The sequence below is a fragment of the Microbacterium invictum genome (genome assembly GCF_014197265.1).
Taxonomy (GTDB): Bacteria; Actinomycetota; Actinomycetes; order Actinomycetales; family Microbacteriaceae; genus Microbacterium; species Microbacterium invictum.
In genome coordinates this window covers 1,427,095-1,448,593 of record NZ_JACIFH010000001.1, presented here as the reverse complement: position 1 = coordinate 1,448,593, position 21,499 = coordinate 1,427,095, and the positions used below count along the sequence as shown (strand labels likewise).

19 protein-coding genes are annotated in these 21,499 nt (G+C 69.9%); 17 read left to right on the top strand and 2 right to left on the bottom strand.

Going from position 1 to position 21,499, the window contains the following annotated elements; translation table 11 throughout:
- Window positions 1-33: 33 nt before the first annotated feature.
- Window positions 34-1,353 (top strand): glycosyltransferase, encoded by a 1,320-nt coding sequence (locus BKA10_RS07045; RefSeq protein WP_241739900.1) that lies wholly within the window; start codon window positions 34-36, stop codon window positions 1,351-1,353.
- A gap of 3 nt (window positions 1,354-1,356) precedes the next feature.
- On the opposite strand, the gene BKA10_RS07040 is transcribed toward BKA10_RS07045, so the two are convergent.
- Window positions 1,357-2,223: an HhH-GPD family protein gene (locus tag BKA10_RS07040; protein WP_248198898.1), complete on the bottom strand. Its 867-nt coding sequence runs from the start codon at window positions 2,221-2,223 to the stop codon at window positions 1,357-1,359.
- A 23-nt stretch (window positions 2,224-2,246) separates the two neighbouring features.
- On the opposite strand from BKA10_RS07040, the gene BKA10_RS07035 reads away from it, so the two are divergent.
- From BKA10_RS07035 to BKA10_RS06980, 12 genes are all read left to right on the top strand, one after another.
- On the top strand, window positions 2,247-2,924 hold the full coding sequence (locus BKA10_RS07035) for a nucleoside/nucleotide kinase family protein (protein ID WP_183499239.1): 678 nt from the start codon (window positions 2,247-2,249) through the stop codon (window positions 2,922-2,924).
- Window positions 2,921-3,814 (top strand): tRNA pseudouridine(55) synthase TruB, encoded by an 894-nt coding sequence (gene truB, locus BKA10_RS07030; RefSeq protein WP_183499238.1) that lies wholly within the window; start codon window positions 2,921-2,923, stop codon window positions 3,812-3,814. Before BKA10_RS07035 ends, truB begins: the two co-directional genes overlap by 4 nt.
- Window positions 3,811-4,179, top strand: a complete 369-nt coding sequence (locus BKA10_RS07025; protein WP_183499237.1) for a hypothetical protein — start codon at window positions 3,811-3,813, stop codon at window positions 4,177-4,179. The genes truB and BKA10_RS07025 overlap by 4 nt, the downstream gene beginning before the upstream one ends.
- Window positions 4,180-4,203: 24 nt before the next feature.
- Window positions 4,204-4,656: a hypothetical protein gene (locus BKA10_RS07020; protein WP_183499236.1), complete on the top strand. Its 453-nt coding sequence runs from the start codon at window positions 4,204-4,206 to the stop codon at window positions 4,654-4,656.
- On the top strand, window positions 4,653-5,615 hold the full coding sequence (locus BKA10_RS07015) for a bifunctional riboflavin kinase/FAD synthetase (protein WP_183499235.1): 963 nt from the start codon (window positions 4,653-4,655) through the stop codon (window positions 5,613-5,615). The genes BKA10_RS07020 and BKA10_RS07015 overlap by 4 nt, the downstream gene beginning before the upstream one ends.
- Complete coding sequence (gene deoC / locus BKA10_RS07010; RefSeq protein WP_183499234.1) at window positions 5,612-6,616, top strand: deoxyribose-phosphate aldolase; 1,005 nt, start codon at window positions 5,612-5,614, stop codon at window positions 6,614-6,616. The genes BKA10_RS07015 and deoC overlap by 4 nt, the downstream gene beginning before the upstream one ends.
- A gap of 10 nt (window positions 6,617-6,626) precedes the next feature.
- A complete protein-coding gene (locus tag BKA10_RS07005; protein ID WP_183499233.1) occupies window positions 6,627-8,093 on the top strand; it encodes an aldehyde dehydrogenase family protein in 1,467 nt (488 codons plus the stop codon).
- The gene (locus BKA10_RS07000; RefSeq protein ID WP_183499232.1) at window positions 8,090-8,953 is read left to right on the top strand and encodes an aldehyde dehydrogenase family protein; all 864 of its coding nucleotides are present in this window, start codon (window positions 8,090-8,092) and stop codon (window positions 8,951-8,953) included. Before BKA10_RS07005 ends, BKA10_RS07000 begins: the two co-directional genes overlap by 4 nt.
- A gap of 95 nt (window positions 8,954-9,048) precedes the next feature.
- Window positions 9,049-9,945, top strand: a complete 897-nt coding sequence (locus tag BKA10_RS06995) for a glycerophosphodiester phosphodiesterase (protein WP_183499231.1) — start codon at window positions 9,049-9,051, stop codon at window positions 9,943-9,945.
- Window positions 9,946-10,174: 229 nt separating this feature from the next.
- Entirely contained in the window at window positions 10,175-12,331 is a 2,157-nt protein-coding gene (locus BKA10_RS06990) for a DEAD/DEAH box helicase (RefSeq protein ID WP_183499230.1), read from the top strand.
- A 185-nt stretch (window positions 12,332-12,516) separates the two neighbouring features.
- The gene (locus BKA10_RS06985; RefSeq protein ID WP_183499229.1) at window positions 12,517-13,545 is read left to right on the top strand and encodes a 6-phosphofructokinase; all 1,029 of its coding nucleotides are present in this window, start codon (window positions 12,517-12,519) and stop codon (window positions 13,543-13,545) included.
- Window positions 13,546-14,007: 462 nt separating this feature from the next.
- Window positions 14,008-14,859: a DUF559 domain-containing protein gene (locus BKA10_RS06980; protein WP_183499228.1), complete on the top strand. Its 852-nt coding sequence runs from the start codon at window positions 14,008-14,010 to the stop codon at window positions 14,857-14,859.
- A 153-nt stretch (window positions 14,860-15,012) separates the two neighbouring features.
- Here the strand turns inward: BKA10_RS06980 and BKA10_RS06975 are convergent, their stop codons facing one another.
- Window positions 15,013-17,121: a S9 family peptidase gene (locus tag BKA10_RS06975; protein WP_183499227.1), complete on the bottom strand. Its 2,109-nt coding sequence runs from the start codon at window positions 17,119-17,121 to the stop codon at window positions 15,013-15,015.
- A 189-nt stretch (window positions 17,122-17,310) separates the two neighbouring features.
- Between BKA10_RS06975 and BKA10_RS06970 the strand changes: the two genes are divergently transcribed.
- From BKA10_RS06970 to BKA10_RS06955, 4 genes are all read left to right on the top strand, one after another.
- Window positions 17,311-18,651: an inorganic phosphate transporter gene (locus BKA10_RS06970; protein WP_183499226.1), complete on the top strand. Its 1,341-nt coding sequence runs from the start codon at window positions 17,311-17,313 to the stop codon at window positions 18,649-18,651.
- Complete coding sequence (locus tag BKA10_RS06965; RefSeq protein WP_183499225.1) at window positions 18,648-18,983, top strand: peptidase; 336 nt, start codon at window positions 18,648-18,650, stop codon at window positions 18,981-18,983. Before BKA10_RS06970 ends, BKA10_RS06965 begins: the two co-directional genes overlap by 4 nt.
- 42 nt (window positions 18,984-19,025) lie before the next feature.
- On the top strand, window positions 19,026-19,925 hold the full coding sequence (locus BKA10_RS06960; protein WP_183499224.1) for a phosphodiesterase: 900 nt from the start codon (window positions 19,026-19,028) through the stop codon (window positions 19,923-19,925).
- 96 nt (window positions 19,926-20,021) lie between these two features.
- Window positions 20,022-21,464, top strand: coding sequence for an aspartate ammonia-lyase (locus tag BKA10_RS06955; RefSeq protein WP_372491411.1), 1,443 nt, complete (start codon window positions 20,022-20,024; stop codon window positions 21,462-21,464).
- The last annotated feature ends 35 nt before the right edge of the window (window positions 21,465-21,499 follow it).

Below are 21,499 nucleotides of genomic sequence, written 5' to 3'. Positions count from 1 at the left end.
ATATAACTAACACGAAATTCCGCCCGAGCCGGAATGACACGAGCGGACACTCCGCTGGAGGTCGCCATGTACTCGGTTCTGCTCGCCGCCCACGTCGCCGATGGCCACGTCGCACCCGTGCTCGGCGTCGCGACGCACTTCGCCGCCTCCGGGCATCGCGTGCGGTTCCTCACCGGCGATCGATTCGCCGACGCGGTCAGGGGTGCGGGAGCCGAGTTCCTCCCCTGGCCTGCGGCGGCGCAGATCGACCACGCGGCCGTGATCGCCGCAACGCGTGCCGCAGGCGACCGCCGCACCGGGACGCGGGGGATGGTGCTCGACGTCGAGGAGATCTTCGTCGCGCCCGCGATGGCACAGTACCGCGCGCTGCGAGCCGCCGTGGCGGCCGAGCCGACCGATGCCGTGCTGACCGAGTTCACCGTCGTGGGCGCGGCGGCGCTGGCGCTGTCGCGCGAGCCGCGGCCGCCCATCATCGCGTGCGGCATCCTGCCCCTCGGGCTCTCCAGCGTCGACACGGCGCCCTGGGGACTCGGCATCCTCCCTCGCGACGACCCGATGGGCCGACTCCGCAATCGCTTCTTGAACCTCATGGCCAAGCACGTCATCCTGCGCAAGCCGCAGCACCAGGTCGCGGGGTTCGTGCACGAGGCGACCGGCTCGGACCTGGGCGTCTACTTCATGGACTGGGCGGTGCATGCCGAGCGCTATGCACAGTTCACGGTCGCGGGCTTCGAATGCCCTCGCCGCGACCTTCCCGGCAACGTCGTGTTCGTGGGCCCGGTCGCCGGCATCCCGCGATCGGTCGCACTTCCCCCGTGGTGGGCCGATGTCGACGGGTCGCGGCCGGTCGTCCACGTGTCGCAGGGTACGATCGCGAACACGCATCTCGACGAGCTCATCCTGCCCACCCTTCGCGGGCTCGCCGACCGCGACGTGCTGGTCGTGGTCACCACGGGCGGTGCTCCCGTTGCCGACCTCGGGCCGCTGCCGGACAACACGCGGGCTGCAGAGTTCATCGGCTACGACGTGCTCATGCCGAAAGTCGACGTCTTCGTCACGAACGGAGGCTACGGCGGACTGAACCAGGCCATCGCCCACGGCGTGCCGATCGTCGTCGCCGGCGACACGGAGGACAAGGAGGAGACGACGCGGCGCGTGGAATGGTCGGGGGCCGGGATCAATCTGCAGACGGGTGTCCCCGAAGCGGCTGCGATCGAGCGGGCCGTCGACGAGGTGCTCACGGAACCGTCGTACCGGCAGCGTGCGCGTTCCCTCCAGGCGCAAGCCGCGGCGGCACCCGGTGTCGCCGGACTCGAGAAGATGGTTGACGAACTCGTCGCGGTGCACGGCTGATCGTCAGGCCGGGAGCCGCAGCATCCCGCCGGACGCGTCGGCGAGCCCGTCCGTGACGAGCGAGTCGATCGCACGGTCGCGCTGCTGAGCGTCCGGCCATTCCGGGATGACGTCCGTGAGCGGCACGGCGTGGGTAGCGTCATCCCGCAGAGCCTTGAGAACCGCGCCGCGCGCCTGCCGATCGCTGCCCTCGTAGCGCGCCTGCCGCCGCCGGGTATCGCCGGTGTCGGGGTAGCCGGCCGCCCGCCACGCGCACGCTGAGGCGACGGGACACACCTCGCACCGCGGCGACCGCGATGTGCACACGACCGCCCCGAGCTCCATGGTCGCGGCGTTGAACACGGCCGCCTCGCCGCGATCGGCGGGCAGCAGCGCCGTCATGGCCTCGAGATCGCGTTTCGACGGCGGCCCCGGCTGCGACATGCCCGACACGGTCCGGGCGAGGACCCGGCGCGTGTTCGTGTCGACCACCGGATGCCGGTCTCCGTACGCGAAGACCGCGACCGCCCGCGCGGTGTAGTCGCCGATGCCGCTGAGCGCCAGCAGATCGTCGACGTCACGCGGAACCACGCCGTCGTGCCGGTCGCGGATCTCGACGGCGGCGCGATGCAGCCACAGCGCGCGGCGCGGATATCCGAGGTTCGCCCACTGCCGCACCGCTTCGGCCGGCGCGTCCGCGGCGAGATCGGCCGGCTCGGGCCAGCGCGACAGCCAGGCTTCCAGATGCGGGATCACCCGGCTGACCGGCGTCTGCTGCAGCATGAACTCGCTGACCAGCACGCCCCACGCGCCGAACCCGGCCCGGCGCCACGGCAGATCGCGGGCGTGCTCGCGGTACCACTGCACCAGTGGGCGGACGAGATCGGGCACCGCACAAGCCTAGGCTTGATCCCATGCGCCTTCCGATCACACCCGCCTCGACGCTGCAGCGCGCACTGCGCGACGAGATCATGGCGCGCTACCGCGGGGGCCGCGTCCTCGTCGGAGTCGACGGCCGCGACGGCGCCGGCAAGACCGTCTTCGCCGACGGCCTGGCATCGGTCTTCACCGAAACCGGGCGCGCCGCCGTCCGGGCATCTCTCGACGACTTCCACCGCCCGCGCCTCGAACGCTACGCGCGCGGGCGCACCTCGCCCGAGGGGCACTACCGCGACTCGTACGACTACGCGACATTCCGGCGCGTGCTCGTCGACCCGTTCCTCGGCGGCGGCGACGTCGACGACACCGGGTTCCAGCTGCGCGCCTTCGACCTGCATCGCGACGCGCCGATCGAGGCCGAGTGGGTGACCGCGCCCCGCGACGCCGTCCTGATCGTCGACGGACTGTTCCTGCAGCGCCGGGAGCTGGACGCGCTGTGGCACTGGACGATCTACCTCGACGTGCCGCCCGCCGTGGCCGCCGCCCGCATGGCGGCCCGCGACGGCACCGACCCCGACCCCGACGCCGCGTCGAACGCGCGCTACCGGGAGGGCTTCGACCTGTACGTGCGCCAGTCGCACCCCCGAGAGAAGGCGAACGCCGTCATCGACAACACCGACCCCGGCCACCCGACACGGGGGACAGCGGCATGACCGCTCCGAAGGGCATCCTGCTGGTCGACAAGCCCGGCGGCGTGACCAGCCACGACATCGTCGCCCGGGCCCGCCGCGCGCTGAACACCCGCAAGATCGGCCACGCCGGCACCCTCGACCCCATGGCCACGGGCCTGCTCATCCTCGGTGTCGGTCCCGCCACGCGGCTGCTGACGTTCATCGTCGGACTCGACAAGACCTACGAAGCCACCATCCGTCTCGGCGTCGCGACCGATTCCGACGACGCAGACGGCACCGAGACGAACCGAGTGGATGCCGGAGTCCTCGCCGCCGTCACCGACGACGCCATCCGATCCGGCATCGCCGAACTGACCGGCGAGATCTCGCAGGTGCCGAGCACCGTGTCGGCCATCAAGGTGGACGGCAAGCGCGCCTACGACCTCGCGCGGGCGGGGGAGCAGGTCGAGCTCAAGGCGCGCCAGGTCACGGTCTCGCGCTTCGAGGTCCGCGCGCAGCGTCGCACGGCCGAACACCTCGACCTCGACGTCGTCGTGGACTGCTCCAGCGGCACCTACATCCGTGCGCTCGCCCGTGACCTCGGTTCGGCCTTGGGCGTGGGCGGGCACCTGACCGCCCTGCGGCGCACCCGCATCGGTCCCTTCGACGTCGTGGATGCCGTCGCCGAGCTCACGCCCGAAATGACCCTGCGCGGCGACGCCGAGGTCGCGGCATCCATTCTCGGCACCTTCGCCGTGTCGGCCGACGAGGCCCGTGACCTGCGCCACGGCAAACGGCTCGCCGGCGCCGCAGCCCGGCTTGACGGCGCGACCCCCGCGGCGATCGACCCGGACGGCCGGCTCGTCGGCATCGTCCAACGACGCGGCGCCGACGTGAAGAGCATCATGAACATGTCGGAGGAGCAGGCATGATCCTGTGGTTCACGATCGTCCAGGTCGTCGTCGCCGTGGCGGCGGGGGTGTTCGCGGTCGTCGCGGGCCTGATGGGCCGCCGCCCCAGCGACTGGACGGTCGGCGGCATGGCGCTGATCCTGTTGCTGCTGATCGCCCAGGTCGTCGTCGCGATCGTCGCGCCGCTGACCGGCAACGCGCCCACCGGCAGTCTGCTCGAGTTCTGGGTGTACCTCGTCTCCGCCGTGCTGCTGCCCCCGGCATCCGTCGCCTGGGCTCTCCTCGAGCGCAGCCGGTGGAGCACGGTCATCATGGGCATCGCCGCACTCGCAGTGGCGGTCATGGTGTGGCGCATGTGGACCATCTGGACGGTCCAGGTCGCCTGACGACGCGCCTATCATTGTGAGGTCATGTCTTCGCCTCGTCCCCGCATGACCGGCATCGGCCGAGTCCTCGTGATCGTCTACGCGATCATGGCGCTCGCCGCGACCGGTCGCTCCTTCGTCCAGATCGTCGAGGACTTCGGCGCCGCCCCTCTCGCGTACACGCTGTCGGCTGCCGCGGCCGTCGTGTACATCCTGGCCACCGTCGCGCTCATCGGCGCCGGCTCCACGGGCTGGTACGTCGTGGCGTGGATCGCCATCTGCTTCGAGCTCGCCGGCGTCCTGATCGTCGGCACCCTCAGCCTCGTGCTGCCCGAGCTGTTCGCCCATGACGCGACCGTGTGGTCGGGCTTCGGCTACGGCTACCTGTGGATCCCGCTGATCCTCCCGTTCATCGGCTTGTGGTGGCTCGTGAAGCACCGCCCCGGCGCCCCCGCCCCGGTGGAGCCCGAACCCGTCGCAGAGAGGTCGAGCTGGTGATCGTCTTCCGCGACCCCGCCGAGGTCCCGTCCGGCTTCGGCCCGTCCGTCGTCGCGATCGGCAAGTTCGACGGCGTGCACTCCGGCCACCGCGCCGTCATCGACCGCGCCCGTGTCGCCGCCGCCGAGGCGGACGCCCGGGTCGTCGCGGTCACGTTCGACCGCAACCCGCTCAGCTTCCTGCGGCCCGAGCTGTGCCCCGAGCCGCTGGTCAGCCTCGCGCAGAAGCTGGGGCTGCTGGCCGGTGAGGGGGTGGATGCCACGCTCGTGCTCCGCTTCGACGCGGCACTGGCGGGGCTCTCGCCACGCGAGTTCGTGGAGCACGTGCTGGTCGACGCCCTCGGCGTCGTGCGGGTGCTCGTGGGCGACGACTTCCGGTTCGGCAAGGGCGGCGCCGGCGATCCCGCCGTCCTCGCAGAGCTCGGCAGCGAATTCGGCTTCCGCACCGATGTGGTCGGTGACGTCCAGGGCGGCGGCCGCCGGGTCTCGTCGACGTGGGTGCGCGAGATGCTCGCCGCCGGTGACGTCGCCGGCGCCGCCCGCCTGCTCGGGCGACCGCACGCGGTGCAGGGGGAAGTCGTGCACGGTCTGAAGCGCGGCCGCGAACTGGGCTTCCCGACGGCGAACCTCGAGACCGAGACCGACGGGTTCGTCCCCGCCGACGGCGTCTACGCCGGGTGGCTGCGCGATGAGGGGTGGCCCGACTCGCATGGCGGCACGCACGCCGTGACGCGGTACCCGGCCGCCATCTCGGTGGGGACCAATCCGACCTTCGACGACGTGCCGGTGCGGCAGGTCGAGGCATACGTCCTCGACGAGACCGACCTGAACCTCTACGGCCGTTCCGTCGAGGTGCAGTTTGTGGCGCGCGTGCGCGGTATGGTCGCGTTCAAGGGCGTAGATGCCCTCATCGCTCAGATGAAAGACGACGTCACCGAGGTGCGGAGGCTCCTGCAATGACAGTGGAAATCCAGAGTGCGTCAGAGCACGCGGTCGCGCTGCTGGGTGGTGTGCCCGACGACACGACGCTGCGGCGCTACCTGCACGGGCTCCCGGGCGTGGACGCAGTCGGACTCGAGCAGCGTGCCGCCGGGCTCGGCACCCGCTCGATCAAGACCACGTCGAAGGCGTGGGCGCTCGACAAGATCATCACGCTCATCGACCTGACCACGCTCGAAGGCGCCGACACGCCGGGCAAGGTGCGCTCGCTCGTGGCCAAGGCGCTGCATCCGGATGCCGGTGATCCCACGTGCCCGCGCGTGGCCGCCGTCTGCGTGTACGGCGACATGGTGCCCGACGCGGTCGCCGCCCTGGGCGCCGCGCACGGCGACCCCGACGACGGGGACGTCAGCGTCGCCGCTGTCGCGACCGCCTTCCCCAGCGGCCGTGCCTCGCTGCAGATCAAGCTGGCCGACACGGCCGAAGCAGTGGCTTCCGGGGCCGACGAGATCGACATGGTCATCGACCGTGGCGCGTTCCTCGCCGGCAGGTACCGCCTGGTGTTCGACCAGATCGCGCAGGTCAAGGCCGCCTGCCGCCGCGACGACGGCACGTCCGCATCGCTCAAGGTGATCCTGGAGACCGGCGAGCTGAACACCTACGACAACATCAAGCGCGCATCGTGGCTCGCAGTCCTCGCCGGCGGCGACTTCATCAAGACCTCCACCGGCAAGACCCAGCCGGCCGCCACCCTGCCCACGACCCTGCTCATGCTCGAGGTCGTGCGCGACTGGTACCGGGCGACCGGCCAGCAGGTCGGCGTGAAGCCGGCCGGCGGCATCCGCACGGCGAAAGACGCCGTCAAGTACCTCGTGACGGTCGCCGAGACCGTCGGCGAGGAATGGCTGCAGCCGCACCTGTTCCGCTTCGGCGCGTCGAGCCTGCTCAACGACGTGCTGCTGCAGCGCCAGAAGCTCGCGACCGGTCACTACACCGGCGCCGACTACGTGACGATCGACTGAGGTGACCGAGATGACCGACATCCAGCCCGCCGGCCGAGGCTTCCTCGAGTACGCGCCCGCCCCCGAGTCGCGGGCGATCCTGCACCTGCGAGACGAGTACGGCCTGTTCATCGACGGCCAGTTCCGCCCCGGATCGGGGGAGCCGTTCGCGACGATCTCACCGGCCGACGAGTCGCACATCGCGACGGTGTCGAATGCGGACGACGCCGACATCGACGCTGCCGTTGCCGCAGCGCGCCGCGCGTACGACAAGACCTGGTCGAAGCTCAGTGGCCGCGACCGGGGCAAGTACCTGTTCCGCATCGCGCGGCTCGTGCAGGAGCGTGCCCGCGAGCTCGCCGTGGCCGAGAGTCTGGACAACGGCAAGCCGATCAAGGAGAGCCGCGACGTCGACGTCCCGCTCGTGGCCGCGTGGTTCTTCTACTACGCCGGCTGGGCCGACAAGCTCGACTACGCCGGGCTGGGAGCGAACCCGCGCGCACTGGGGGTGGCCGCCCAGGTGATCCCGTGGAACTTCCCGTTGCTCATGCTCGCGTGGAAGATCGCCCCCGCGCTCGCCGCCGGCAACACCGTCGTGATCAAGCCCGCCGAGACCACGCCGCTGTCGGCGCTGATCTTCGCCGAGATCCTGCAGCAAGCCGACCTCCCGCCGGGCGTCGTCAACATCGTGACCGGCGCGGGATCGACCGGGTCGGCCCTCGTCCGCCACCCCGGGGTCGACAAGATCGCCTTCACCGGGTCGACCGGAGTCGGCCGCGAGATCGCCAAGGCGGTCGCCGGCACGCAGAAGAAGGTGACGCTCGAGCTCGGCGGCAAGGCGGCGAACATCGTGTTCGACGATGCGCCGGTCGACCAGGCCATCGAGGGTATCGTCAACGGCATCTTCTTCAACCAGGGGCACGTGTGCTGCGCGGGCAGCCGGCTGCTGGTGCAGGAATCGGTCCACGACGAGGTCGTCGACCGGCTGAAGACCCGCCTGTCGACCCTGCGCCTGGGCGACCCGCTCGACAAGAACACCGACATCGGCGCGATCAACTCGCGGGCGCAGCTCGACCGCATCCGCGAACTCAGCGCGATCGGCGAGCAGGAGGGCGCCGAGCGCTGGAGCGCAGACTGCGCGATCCCCGAGAACGGGTTCTGGTTCGCGCCGACGATCTTCACGAACGTGCAGGCCAGCCACCGCATCGCCCGCGACGAGATCTTCGGCCCGGTGCTGTCGGTGCTGACCTTCCGCACCCCGGCCGAGGCGATCGAGAAGGCCAACAACACCCCGTACGGTCTGTCAGCCGGCATCTGGAGCGACAAGGGCTCGCGTATCCTCGCCGTCGCCGATCGCCTCCGCGCCGGCGTCGTCTGGGCCAACACGTTCAACCGGTTCGACCCGGCCAGCCCGTTCGGCGGCTACAAGGAGTCCGGCTACGGCCGTGAGGGCGGCCGACACGGCCTGCTGGCCTATCTGAAGGGAGCGGGCGCGTGAGCAAGCGACTGACCGTGCCGAAGACGTACAAGCTGTTCATCGGCGGCACCTTCCCCCGCAGCGAATCCGGGCGCACGTACGAGGTGACCACGCCTGCGGGAGAGTTCCTCGCCAATGCGGCGCTGGCCTCCCGCAAGGACGCCCGCGACGCCGTCGTCGCCGCCCGCGGCGCCGTGAAGGGCTGGTCGGGAGCGACCGCCTACAACCGCGGGCAGGTGCTCTACCGGGTCGCCGAGGTGCTCGAGGGGCGCCGTGCGCAGTTCATCGACGAGATCGTCCGGACCGGCGGCGTGACCGCGGCCGTCGCCGGCGCCGAGGTCGACGAGGCCATCGACCGGTGGGTCTGGTACGCGGGCTGGTGCGACAAGTTCGCCCAGGTCACCGGCAGCGGCAACCCCGTCGCCGGCCCGTACTTCAACATCTCCGTTCCCGAGCCCACCGGCGTCGTGGCCATCGTCGCGCCGCAGGACTCCGCGCTGCTGGGTCTCGTGTCGGCCATCGCGCCGGCGCTGGTGGCCGGCAACACCGTCATCGTGATCGCCGCGCAGGCGCATCCGCTGGCCGCTATCGGGCTCGCCGAGGTGCTCGCCACCTCCGACCTGCCCGCCGGCGTCGTCAACATCCTGACCGGCGCGCCGGCCGAGATCGCACCCTGGCTGGCATCCCACCCCGACGTGCACGCGCTCGACCTCGTGGGCGCGGGCGACCTCGACTGGGTGTCGCTGCAGATCGCGGCGGCCGAGACCCTCACCCGGGTGCTCCCGCCCGAGCGGGGGACGGATGCCGCGGCCCCGAGCCTCGAGCGGATCACCGCCTTCACCGAGACGAAGACGGTCTGGCACCCCAAGAGCATGGTCTGAGAAACAGAAAAAAGATAACGGAACGGTAACGAATCGGGTAGGGTGGTCGCACCCCGTCGACGGCGACGGGGCTGCTCGACCGAAGGACATGCCCGATGCCCGACGCCGCGGCATCCGCTCCCCGTGAGCGGATCTACGCTCTGCTGATCGTCTGCGTGCTCGCGGTGGCCAGCATGCTCGTCATCGCCCTGGCCGATGTGGCGCCCGCACGCGCCACGGCCACCGACATGCTGGGCCAGGCGCGCGACCCGGGGGAGCGAGCCTTCATCGCCGCGCACCGCGGCGGCGGTGCCACGGCGCCCGAGAACACGCTGCCCGCGATCCGCGAGGCGCTGCGCGGCGGCTTCGAGTACGTCGAGGTCGACCTGGCTCTGAGCGCCGACGGCCACGCCGTGCTCATGCACGACAAGACCGTCGACCGCACGACCGACGGGCACGGTCGGGTCGTCGACCTGACGCTCGCGCAGCTTCGTGCCCTCGACGCCGGACGTACGTTCGCTCCGGCGTACAGGGGCACGCCCGTGCCCACGGCCGAGGAGGTGCTCGATCTGCTGGTCACGGAGGGCGGCCGCGCACTCCTCGATCTGAAGGGGCGATGGGATGCCGGGGCCGTGGCCACCCTCGCCGCGCAGATCGAGGTGCGCGGCCTGTCGAACAGGGTCGTCGCTGCGGGCTTCGACGCCCGCACGCTCGCCGCGCTGGTCGCCCAAGCGCCGGAACTGTCGCGGATGGCGACGCTCAAGGTCATCCCGGATGACATCGTCGAGGCCGCCCAGCAGTTCGGGGTGTCGGGCGTGATCGTCGACCGCCGCGCGCTCGCGAAGCGCCCTGAGGTGGTCGACGAGTTGCACGCGGCGGGGCTGCGCATCGTGGTGTACACGCTCAACAGCGACCGGCAGTGGGGCGAGGTGACCGACCTCGGCGTCGACGGCATCGTCACCGACGACCCGGTCATGCTGGACGACTGGCAGCGCACGGCCCTCGGCCGGTGACCGCGAGCGGGCGCGTGTCGCTCGGGATCGAATCGCATGGTCGGGCACCGGCGCGCTAGACTTCACGTGAGGACCACGTCCCGGCGTCGTCGCAGCTCGCAGAAGCGAGTACTCCGCGGCCGACAGGATCGGTCCCTGCTATCCCCGATGCGGCATCCGTGCCGCCAACCGCCCGGTCGGCTGACAGCGTATCGTCCACACCGCACCGGCACTCACGCTCAGGAGGAGCATGCCGCCCACGGCATCCACCGCTTCCAGGACGTCTTCGCGACGTCGTGGCGCCTCGTCGGCCCGCAAGCACGACGATGCGCCGCTGATCCCCATCCTCGCGCGCAAGGTGCGCGAGGTCGAGGCCAAAGCACAGCGCGGCAAACTCGGCCCGACCAACCGCGTCAAGTTCCAGGTCATCGCCTTCCTGGTGCGCGAAGAGCGCGCCCGGGTGAAGGGTGACACCGAGATCGCCGACGGCGCACGCGCCGAGCTGCTCAAGCGTCTCGACGGCGTGGCCACGATCCTGGCCAAGACCGCGGCCCGCGACACGTCGCTGATCCAGCTGCTCGAGGTCGATCAGGCCACCTCGCCCGTCGCGCGCCGCATGCGCCGTGACTGGCTGCTCGAGTCGGGCGCCGAGCTGCCCGACGATGAGCTCATCATCACCGACGTCAAGCCGGTGCGCGCGCCCGTCGTTCCCGCCGGGCTCGCCGACCGTCAGGTCACGCCTCCGCAGATCGAGACGCGCCGTGAGTCGAACCCGTTCCTCGCCCCCGACTTCAGCCTGCGCGCACCGGCACCGACCCCGCGTCGGCGCCTGGACGGCTGGGAGCTCATGGGCCCGCTGTACAAGGCGTTCGAGACCGGCGCCGGCGGGGGAGCGGCCACGATGGAGCTGCCCCCGGTGCCCGAGTTCGACCGTCTTTCGCCCAAGGGGCTCGAGATCATGGTCCACCAGTCCCGCTTCCTCGAGGCGGTGCGGGCCGGACACCGATCCTTCCTGCTGGCCGACGAGCCGGGCCTGGGCAAGACCGCCGAGTCGGTGCTCGCGGCATCCGTCGCTGACGCCTACCCGCTGCTCGCGGTCGTGCCGAACGTCGTCAAGATGAACTGGGCCCGCGAGGTCGAGCGGTGGACCCCGCAGCGCCGCGCCACCGTCATCCACGGTGACGGCGCCCAGGTCGACGCGTTCGCGGACGTGTTCATCGTCAATTACGAAGTGCTCGACCGGCATCTGTCGTGGCTCGCGACCCTCGGCCTCAAAGGCATGGTCGTCGACGAGGCGCACTTCATCAAGAACCTCACCTCGCAGCGCTCGCAGAACGTGCTCGGGCTGGCCACGCGCATCCGCGAGCAGGTCAGTGACCCGCTCATGCTGGCGCTGACCGGAACCCCGCTGATCAACGACGTCGAGGACTTCGACGCGATCTGGCGGTTCCTGGGGTGGACCAACGGTGAGAAGCCCGGTCCCGAGCTGATGGAGAAGCTGGATGCCACCGGCCTCACCCCCGCGGACAAGGCGTTCTACCCCGAAGCCCGTGACGCGGTGATCTCGATGGGCATCGTCCGGCGCAAGAAGAAGGACGTCGCCGCCGACCTGCCCGACAAGCTCATCGCCGACCTGCCGGTCGAGCTGGACGACGAGTACGGCCGTTCGATCCGCGACGCCGAGCGCGAGCTGGGCGAACGGCTGGCCGCGAAGTACCGCCGCATCATCGAGGCGCGCGGCGACACCGTCGTCTTCGGTGAGGTGGACGAGGACATCGTCCGTCTCGTGGCGCACGGTGAGCTCGAAGAGACCAAGGCCGCCGGGCCCGGGGCCGAGAACGTGTTCACGATGGTCCGGCGCATCGGCCAGGCCAAGGCGCACCTCGCGGCCGATTACGCGGTGCAGCTGCAGCGATCCGTCGACAAGGTGGTCTTCTTCGCGAAGCACATCGATGTGATGGATGCCGCTGAGGCGCACTTCGCGGCATCCGGTCTGCGTACGGTGTCCATTCGCGGTGACCAGACCACGCCCGCGCGGCAGCAGGCGATCGATGCGTTCAACAGCGACCCCGATGTCGCGATCGCGGTGTGCTCGCTGACCGCGGCCGGCGTCGGACTGAACATGCAGGCCGCGTCGAACGTCGTGCTCGCGGAGCTGTCGTGGACGGCAGCCGAGCAGACCCAGGCGATCGACCGCGTCCACCGCATCGGTCAGGACGAGCCGGTCACCGCGTGGCGGATCATCGCCGCGCACACGATCGACACCAAGATCGCCGAGCTCATCGACTCGAAGCAGGGCCTGGCCGCGCGCGCGCTGGACGGCGAGGCCGTCGACCCGACCTCGAGCGACTCGGTGCAGATGTCCGCGCTCATGCACCTGCTGCGCCAGTCGCTCGGCGCCGCGTAGCGCCGGCGGCTCGAGCGAGGCCGGCGGGCGCTGTTCGAGGCGGCCGCGCCGGCGCCGGGTGCACACGCGTGGGCAAGGCGTAGGCACGGCTCCTGGTGTGGCACGCGAGAGCCTCACGGCGATAGTCTCAAACCGAGGCGACGACGCCGTATCGAGTTCCCCGAATAACGAAGGATCCTCACACCATGAAGATCGGCATCCTCACCAGCGGCGGCGACTGCCCCGGCCTGAACGCCGTCATCCGCGGCGTCGTGCTGAAGGGCACGACCACGTACAACATCGAGTTCGTGGGCATCCGCGACGGCTGGCGCGGCGTGGTCGACGGTGACTTCTTCCCCCTCACGCGCCACGAGGTGAAGGGCCTGTCGAAGGTCGGCGGGACGATCCTCGGCACGAGCCGCACCAATCCGTACGAGGGGCCGCGCGGCGGTGCCGAGAACATCGCAAAGACCCTCTACGGGCACCGCATCGACGGCATCATCGCGATCGGCGGCGAGGGCACCCTCGCGGCGGCGAACCGCCTGTACAACGACGGCATCAACGTCATGGGCGTGCCGAAGACCATCGACAACGACCTGCGCGCCACCGACTACTCGTTCGGTTTCGACACCGCCGTCAACATCGCGACCGACGCGATGGACCGGCTCCGCACCACCGGCGACTCGCACCAGCGCTGCATGATCGCCGAGGTCATGGGTCGTCACGTCGGCTGGATCGCCCTGCACTCCGGCGTCGCCGCCGGGGCGCACGTCATCTGCATCCCCGAGGTTCCCATGTCGATCGACGAGATCGTCGCCCAGGTCACCAAGGCCCACGATCGCGGCCGCGCGCCGCTGGTCGTCGTGTCGGAGGGCTTCACCCTCACCGGCATGGACGAGGCGTACAGCGACAAGGGCCTCGACGCCTTCAACCGTCCGCGGCTGGGTGGCATCGGCGAGGTGCTCGCCCCCGAGATCGAGCGCCTCACGGGGATCGAGACCCGCTCCACCGTGCTGGGCCACATTCAGCGTGGCGGCTCGCCGTCGGGCTTCGACCGGGTGCTCGCGACCCGCCTGGGCCTGCACGCCGCCGACGCCATCGTCGACGGCGCCTGGGGCCAGATGGTGTCCCTGAAGGGCACCGACATCGTCCGCGTGCCGTTCGACGAGGCCCTCGGCGAGCTCAACACCGTGCCGCTGTACCGCTACGAAGAGGCCGCCGCGCTGTTCGGGTGATCCCCGCCGCATCTCCACGTTCGGATGATGCAGCGCGTCGCCGCGCGTCGCGCGTCGCGCAGACAGGCGAAATGGTCGAGACGGGCCGTGTCACCGGCATCCACTCATCTCTGGCGCCACGCGCATCGCGAACACCGGAGAAATCACCGGCACAGGACGTGTGACCGTTGTCATCTCCTATGTCGGTGACTTCTCCTGCACCGGCGACTTCTCCTGCACCGGTGACTTCTCGTGTACCGGTGACTTTTCCTGTACCGGTGATTTCTCCTGTACCGGTGATTTCTCCTGCGCTGGTGACTTCTCCTGCACGGGTGACTTCTCCTGTACCGGTGACTCCGCCTGCACCGGCGACGCGCTGGCCGGGGCGCGAAGCTTCCTGCACAGGTGGATGGATGTCAGATCCATCCACAGATCGGCCGCTCGCGGTGCGACCGGGGTGAAACAGCGACCAGGCTGGGCGCCATGCGGACGATCGAGGAGATGCGCACCTGGCTCGCCGCTCGCGGTGGCGTCGCACACACTCAACCGCTCCGCGCCGCCGGGTTCACCACACACGGCATCCGTTCGGCGCTCGCGGCGGGCGCGGTGCGGTGGGTGCGACGGTCCTGGCTCGCGACGCCGGATGCGGACCCTGAGCTCCGCCGCGCAGCCCAAGCGGGCGGGCGAGTCACCTGTCTGACCGGGGCCCAGCGACTGAACTTGTGGACTCCCTCCCACGAACACCTCCACCTGGCGCTGCCGCCCACCGCGTCGGGAATCGACTCTGCGGGACTGCGGCTGCACTGGTCACGTGGCCCCATGCCCGTCGGTGCGAGCGAGGTCGCAGATCCGGTCATCAACGTCCTGTTCCACGCCGCTCGCTGTGTCGCCGTGATCGACGCACTCAGCGTCTGGGAATCGGCGATCCGCCAGGGGCGGGTGTCGGCGCAGGTCCTCGAACGGGTCGCCTGGCGCAGCACGCGGGCTCGCATGCTGGCGAAGGTGGCGTCGGACCTGTCCGATTCGGGGCTGGAGACCCGCTTCGCGCACCTGATGAGATCGATCGGTGTCTCGGTTCGGCAGCAGGTGTGGATCGACGGGCATCCGGTCGACGCGCTCGTGGGCGAGACGCTGGTGGTCCAGCTCGACGGGTTCGCCCACCACCAGGCCGCCGATCGCCGCCGCGACCTTCGCGCCGACGCCCGCCTGGTGCTGCTCGGATACACGGTGCTCCGGTTCGACTACTACCAGGTGCTCTTCTGCGCCGATGAGGTCCTCACGACCGTGGCCACCGCGATGGCCCAGGGTCTCCACCTCGCGCCCGCCCGCCGGTGACGCGGCGGCCGGCAACTCCCTCAGAGAGGAGAAATCGCGAGCACAGGAGGTGTTATCGATCACATGTCCTGTGCCGGTGACTTCTCCTGTCTCCGTGACTGAGGGGAGGGGATGCCGGGGGTGGCGCCAAGAGGCACCGGACCACGCCCAGGCTCAGGCGGCGAGACCCAGCACGTCCAGCAGCCAGGCGAGCTCGAACGCGCGCTGGTGCCAGGCGTTGTACCGACCGCTCACGCCGCCGTGCCCGGCGACCATCTCGCACTTGAGCAGCGCGTCGGCGCCGACCTCGCGCAGCCGCGCGACCCACTTGGCCGGCTCCACGTAGAGCACCCGGGTGTCGTTGAGCGAGGTGACCGCGAGAATCCGCGGATACTGCACCCCTGCGCGCACGTTCTCGTACGGCGTGTACGACTTCATGTACTCGTAGACACCGGCGTCGTGCAGCGGGTCGCCCCACTCGTCCCACTCGATGACCGTCAACGGCAGCGAGGGGTCGAGGATCGTGGTCAGCGCATCGACGAAGGGCACGTCGGCGAGGATCCCGGCGAACAGCTCCGGCGCGAGGTTTGCGACGGCGCCCATCAGCAGCCCGCCCGCCGAGCCGCCTTCGGCGACCATCCGGTCGGGCGTCGTGTACCCGGCGTCGACCAGGTGCCGGGCGACGGCGACGAAGTCCGTGAACGTGTTGCGCTTGGACTGCAGCTTGCCGTCCTCGTACCACTGCCTGCCCATCTCGCCGCCCCCGCGCACGTGCGCGACGGCGAAGACGACCCCCCGGTCCAGCAGCGACAGCCGAGCGATCGAGAATCCCGGATCGATGGAATGCTCGTACGATCCGTAGCCGTACAGGTGCACCGGCCGCGGCCCGTCGCCGGGAGCGCCGAACGATCGCTTCCACACGAGCGAGACCGGCACGCGCACACCGTCTTCGGTGACCGCCCACACCCGCTCCTGGCCGTAGTCGGCCGGGTCGAATCCGCCGAGCACCGGCTGACGCTTGCGCAGCAGCAGCTCGGCAGTGTCCACGACGTAGTCGTAGACGGTGCCCGGGGTCACGAACGAGCCGTAGCCGAGCCGGATCATCGGCGGCGCCCACTCCGGATTGCCCGAGGCGCCCACCGTGTACAGCGGCTCGTCGAAGTCCAGCTCGCGCACCGCGCCGGTGCCGTAGTCGAGCAAGCCCATCCGCACGATCCCGTCGCGCCGGTACGCGACGGTGCCCCAGTCGCGGAACGCCGACATGTCCAGCAGTCGGCGGCCCGGCAGGTGGGGGAGGACGATCTCGCGCTCGCCGTCGGGGGTGGATGCCGCAACCCGCACCAACTCGAAATCGAGGGCCCCGTCGTTGTGCAGGATGTACAGCACATCCTCGCCGTCCACGACGGCATGGGTCGACTCATACTCGACCCCCTCGCGGCGCGGCCACACCGACCTCGGCTGCGCGCGCAGGTCGTCGGCGGGGACGAGGAACTCCTCGGACGTGATCGACGAACCCACGCCGATCATGAGGTACTTGTCGCTGCGCGTGAACCCGGCGCCGACCCAGTAGCGCTCGTCGGGCTCGTGGAACAGCTGCTGATCGGCCGCGGCATCCGTTCCCACTTCGTGCAGCCAGACCGTGTCAGGGCGCCACGCGTCGTCCATGGTCGTGTAGACCACGAACCGGCCGTCGGGGGAGAAGGAGGCGCCGGCCGAGGTGTTCGGGACGACGTCGGCGAGGTCCGTGCCGGTGGACAGATCGCGGATGCGCAGCGTGTAGCGCTCGTCGCCGGCCAGATCGACGCCGTAGAGCAGGCGCGTGCCGTCGGTGGAGGTATCGAAGCTGCCGAGCGAGAAGAACTCGTGCCCCTCCGCCTCGACGTTGCCGTCGAGCATCACCTGCTCGCCGTCGATTTCGGTGTCGGCGGTGAGTTCCGGAGGAGTCCAGTCGTCGGGGTCGGCCAGGGGAGCGCGGCAGTGGATGCCGTACTGCGAACCCTCCACGGTGCGGCTGTAATACCACCAGTTCCCGCGCCGGGTGGGCACCGAGAGATCGGTCTCGAGGGTGCGCTGCTTCATCTCCTGGAAGATGTCCTCGCGCAGCCCGGCCAGGTGCGCCGTCCGCGAGTGGGTGTAGGCGTTCTCGTCCTTCAGATGCGCGATCACAACTTCGTCGTCCTTCGCGCGCAGCCATTCGTAGTGGTCGGCGACGTCGTCGCCGTGGTGGCTGCGAGTGAACGGACGGGTGGGTGCGACAGGGGCGGTGAGGTCCGGGCTGGTCATCGCTCCACGCTACGCGACACGCGCCTATGGAAGCGCTCTGAAACCGGTCGCCCAGGTTCTGCGATCGGGGTCGGATGTGCGAAGATTTCAACGGTCCGGTTGCCGGAACATGAACCCACGGTGAACTGTTCGTTCGCACCGCCGATTCTCTTCGGCATCCTCCCCACCCAAAACGACTGAAAGCGAACTGTGGAGACCGCAGCCCTCATCGTCGTGCTCGTCATCGCACTGGCGCTGTTCTTCGATTTCACCAACGGATTCCACGACACCGCGAACGCGATGGCCACCCCCATCGCGACGGGCGCGCTCAAGCCCAAGGTCGCCGTTCTCCTGGCGGCCGGACTGAACCTCGTCGGCGCATTCCTGTCCACCGAAGTGGCCAAGACGATCTCGGGCGGCATCATCCGCGAGGACGAGATATCGGCGGCGATCTTCCCCGCGATCATCTTCGCGGGTCTCATCGGCGCGATCACGTGGAACATGCTCACGTGGCTGCTGGGGCTGCCGTCCAGCTCATCGCACGCATTGTTCGGCGGACTGATCGGAGCGACGCTCGTCGGGGCGAGCGCCGCGGCGATCGATTTCGGCACCGTGATGTCGAAGGTCGTGCTGCCGGCCCTGATCGCACCGCTGACAGCGGGGCTCATCGCGTTCACGGCGACGAAGATCGCCTATGCGGTCACCCGTCGCTACGACAGCAAGCCCGACGGGCGCGATGGCTTCCGGTGGGGTCAGATCTTCACCTCCTCACTCGTCGCCCTGGCGCACGGCACCAACGATGCGCAGAAGACGATGGGCGTCATCACCCTCGCGCTGATCACCGTGGGATGGCAGTCCGCTGCGCACCATGAGCCGCAGACGTGGGTCATCGTCGCGTGTGCGTTCACGATCGCCCTCGGCACGTACATGGGCGGGTGGCGCATCATCCGCACGCTCGGCAAGGGCTTGACCGATGTCAAGCCCGCGCAGGGGTTCTCGGCCGAAGCATCCACGGCATCGACGATCCTGGCCTCCAGTGCTCTCGGCTTCGCGCTGTCGACGACGCAGGTCGCCTCGGGCTCGGTGATCGGCTCCGGCCTCGGCCGGCGCGGGTCGAAGGTGCGCTGGCGCACGGCGGGTCGCATCATGATCGGCTGGCTGCTCACCCTCCCGGCCGCCGGCGCCGTCGGCGCGCTGGCCGCGCTGCTGGTGGTCTGGTTCGGCCAGCTGGTCGGCGTCCTCATCGGCGCGGCGCTTGCGGTCATCGTCGTGCTGGCCATCTTCATCCGTTCGCGCCGCAACCAGGTCACGGCCGGCAACGCGATGGCCGACGTCGCCGAGTCCGGCCGTGCCGTCAAGGTGAAACGCAACCCGCCGCCCACGCGACGCCAGCGCGCCATCCTGCGTGAAGAGGCGCGCGTCCGCGCCGAAGCGGAAGCCAAGGCCAAGGCTGAGGCCAAAGCGAAGTCGAAGGCCGCGGCCCGCGCGGCGAAGACCCAGCAGAAGGCGGTCAAAGACACCACGCGCACCGGGAAGGATGCCGACCGATGAGTATCCAGATCGACTGGTTCGCGTTCGTCCAGGTGGCCTGCGCTGCGCTGCTGGCCGCGGCGATCGTCGTCACCTTCTACGCCATCGGCCTGCGGCTGCTGGTGCGCGCCGGCCGCGCGCCGGTCGTCGCGCCGGCGGAGTTCACCGACGCGATCACCGTGATCACCGAGAAGGAAGCGCGTCGCGCGGCCAAGGCCGCGGCGAAGGCGGCCCGGAAGAGCCCGCTCACCGAGTTCCAGAAGCGCCTCTCGCTGGTCGGCGCCTACGCGAGTTTCGCCGTCTGCGCCGCCGCCGTGCTCGGCGGCCTGCTGCTGATCGTCTTCAACCACTGAGCGGCACCGCCGACGTCGCCACCCGCCCATAGGCTTGTGCTCATGGATGCCGTGCAGTTCGGTCAGCACCCGCCCGCGCAGCGGGTGATCGTCCACCTCAGCGACACGCACCTGATGGCGGGCAACGCACCGCTGGGCGGCGTCTACGACACTGCCGCGAACCTCACCGCCGCACTGACCGCGGTCGAGCGCACCGGCATCCGCCCCCATGCCCTCGTCTTCACTGGTGACCTCACCGACCTGGGCGAGCCCGAGGCGTACGCGGCGCTGCGGTCGGCGGTCGAGCCGTTCGCCGAGCGCCTCGGCGCGCCGGTTGTGTGGGTCGCCGGCAACCACGACGAGCGGCCCGCGCTGCGTGAAGGCCTGCTCAGCGGCGCGCCCACACCCGAGCCCGTCACCGGTGTCTGGGACCTGCAGGGCCTGCGCCTGATCTCCCTCGACTCCAGCGTTCCCGGTTGGCACCACGGCGACCTCGACCAGAGTCAGCTCGACTGGCTGCGCGAGGTCCTCGCCGAGCCTGCGCCCCTCGGCACGATCCTGGCCCTCCACCACCCGCCGCTGCCGAGCCACCTGCCGCTGTTCGACATCCTTGAGCTGCGGCACCAAGACGCCCTGGCCGACGTCATCGCCGGCAGCGACGTGCGCGGTATTCTCGCCGGGCACCTGCACTACTCGATGACCGGGACCTTCGCCGGGGTGCCGGTGAGCGTCGCCGCGGCCACCTGCTACACGATGAATCTGCAGCGGCCCGCGGTGGCTGTCAACGGGATGGATGCCGGGCAGTCGTTCCACCTGGTCCACGTGTACGACGACACCATCACCTCGACGGTGGTCCCGGTGGTCGAAGCGCCGACGGGGGAGTACTTCACGGCCGAATGGGTGGCTGCGATGGCGCGCCTGACGCCCGACGAGCGGCTCGAGGCGTTCTCGCGCAAGCGCTGAGCCGACCCGGCGCTCGGCGGTGTCCGGCAGTAGGCTGGACGGACACCCACCCGCACTGTGACGACCCACAAGGACTGCAGACACATGGCTGACGCAATGACGCGCACGGAGACCGACTCGCTGGGCTCGAAGGAGATCCCCGCCGATGCCTATTGGGGCATCCATACCGCTCGGGCACTCGACAACTTCCCGATCTCGCAGCGACCGATCTCGGTCTACCGCGACCTCGTCGTCGCTCTCGCGATGGTCAAGCAGGCCTCGGCCCGAGCCAATCGCGAGATCGGGGTCCTCGACCCCGAGCGGGCGGACCTCATCGACCGCGCGTCGCAGAAGGTGATCGACGGTGAGTTCCACGACCAGTTCGTCGTCGGGGTGATCCAGGGCGGGGCGGGGACCTCGACCAACATGAACGCGAACGAGGTCATCACCAACATCGCGCTCGAACTCGCCGGCCGCGAGAAGGGCGACTACGCGTTCCTGTCGCCGATCGACCACACCAACCGCAGCCAGTCGACCAACGACGTCTATCCCACCGCGGTGAAGGTAGGACTCGGCCTGGATCTGAGGACTCTGCTCGAGGAACTCGACCTGCTCAAGCAGTCCTTCCTGCGCAAGGCAGTCGAATTCCACGATGTCCTCAAGATCGGGCGCACGCAGCTGCAGGATGCCGTGCCGATGACCCTCGGGCAGGAGTTCCACGGGTTCGCGACGACTCTCGGCTACGACCACCAGCGGCTCACCGAGAACGCGTACCTCCTGTACGAGATCAACATGGGCGCCACCGCCATCGGCACCGGCATCACCACCCACGCCGCGTATGCCCCTCGCGTGCTTCACCATCTGCGCGAGATCACCGGGCTCGACCTCGCCACCGCCGATGACCTCGTCGAAGCCACCAGCGACACCGGATCGTTCATGTCGTTCTCATCGTCGCTCAAGCGCAACGCGATCAAGCTCTCCAAGATATGCAACGACCTGCGGCTGCTCTCCAGCGGGCCTCAGGCAGGGTTCGGCGAGATCAACCTGCCGGCGCAGCAGGCGGGCTCCAGCATCATGCCCGGCAAGGTGAATCCCGTCATCCCCGAGGTCGTCAACCAGGTGGCGTTCGCCGTCGTCGGCGCCGACATGACGGTGACGATGGCCGTCGAGGCCGGCCAGCTTCAGTTGAACGCGTTCGAGCCGGTCATCGCCCACTCCATCTTCCAGTCGATCACCTGGATGCGGCGCGGCATGAGGACCCTGCGCGTCAACTGCGTCGACGGCATCACCGCGAACCGCGAGCGGCTGGGCGCGATGGTCGGCTCGTCGGTCGGCGTCGTCACGGCATTGACCCCGTTCCTCGGCTACGCCGCCTCGGCGGCACTGGCCAAGACCGCGCTGCTGACGCACCGCAACGTCGGCGACCTCGTCGTCGAGGCGGGACTCATGAGCCGCGAAGAGGTCGACAAGCAGCTCTCGCCTGCGCGTCTGTCGGGCCTCGAGGCGATCACCCAGGCGATCCCCATCGTTCAGCCCGCCGAGAACGTCGTCGAGAGCTGATTGCGGCGCGCATACTGCGCCGCAACCGCATGATC

What these genes read in the sequence shown, in the direction of transcription:
- BKA10_RS06975 (WP_183499227.1), bottom strand. Translation starts at nt 17,121, where the DNA reads ATGACCAGCCCGGACCTCACCGCCCCTGTCGCACCCACCCGTCCGTTC.
- BKA10_RS07005 (WP_183499233.1), top strand. Translation starts at nt 6,627, where the DNA reads ATGACCGACATCCAGCCCGCCGGCCGAGGCTTCCTCGAGTACGCGCCC.
- BKA10_RS06995 (WP_183499231.1), top strand. Translation starts at nt 9,049, where the DNA reads ATGCCCGACGCCGCGGCATCCGCTCCCCGTGAGCGGATCTACGCTCTG.
- deoC (WP_183499234.1), top strand. Translation starts at nt 5,612, where the DNA reads ATGACAGTGGAAATCCAGAGTGCGTCAGAGCACGCGGTCGCGCTGCTG.
- BKA10_RS06965 (WP_183499225.1), top strand. Translation starts at nt 18,648, where the DNA reads ATGAGTATCCAGATCGACTGGTTCGCGTTCGTCCAGGTGGCCTGCGCT.
- BKA10_RS06955 (WP_372491411.1), top strand. Translation starts at nt 20,022, where the DNA reads ATGACGCGCACGGAGACCGACTCGCTGGGCTCGAAGGAGATCCCCGCC.
- truB (WP_183499238.1), top strand. Translation starts at nt 2,921, where the DNA reads ATGACCGCTCCGAAGGGCATCCTGCTGGTCGACAAGCCCGGCGGCGTG.
- BKA10_RS07020 (WP_183499236.1), top strand. Translation starts at nt 4,204, where the DNA reads ATGTCTTCGCCTCGTCCCCGCATGACCGGCATCGGCCGAGTCCTCGTG.
- BKA10_RS06985 (WP_183499229.1), top strand. Translation starts at nt 12,517, where the DNA reads ATGAAGATCGGCATCCTCACCAGCGGCGGCGACTGCCCCGGCCTGAAC.
- BKA10_RS06980 (WP_183499228.1), top strand. Translation starts at nt 14,008, where the DNA reads ATGCGGACGATCGAGGAGATGCGCACCTGGCTCGCCGCTCGCGGTGGC.
- BKA10_RS06960 (WP_183499224.1), top strand. Translation starts at nt 19,026, where the DNA reads ATGGATGCCGTGCAGTTCGGTCAGCACCCGCCCGCGCAGCGGGTGATC.
- BKA10_RS07025 (WP_183499237.1), top strand. Translation starts at nt 3,811, where the DNA reads ATGATCCTGTGGTTCACGATCGTCCAGGTCGTCGTCGCCGTGGCGGCG.
- BKA10_RS07035 (WP_183499239.1), top strand. Translation starts at nt 2,247, where the DNA reads ATGCGCCTTCCGATCACACCCGCCTCGACGCTGCAGCGCGCACTGCGC.
- BKA10_RS06990 (WP_183499230.1), top strand. Translation starts at nt 10,175, where the DNA reads ATGCCGCCCACGGCATCCACCGCTTCCAGGACGTCTTCGCGACGTCGT.
- BKA10_RS07045 (WP_241739900.1), top strand. Translation starts at nt 34, where the DNA reads ATGACACGAGCGGACACTCCGCTGGAGGTCGCCATGTACTCGGTTCTG.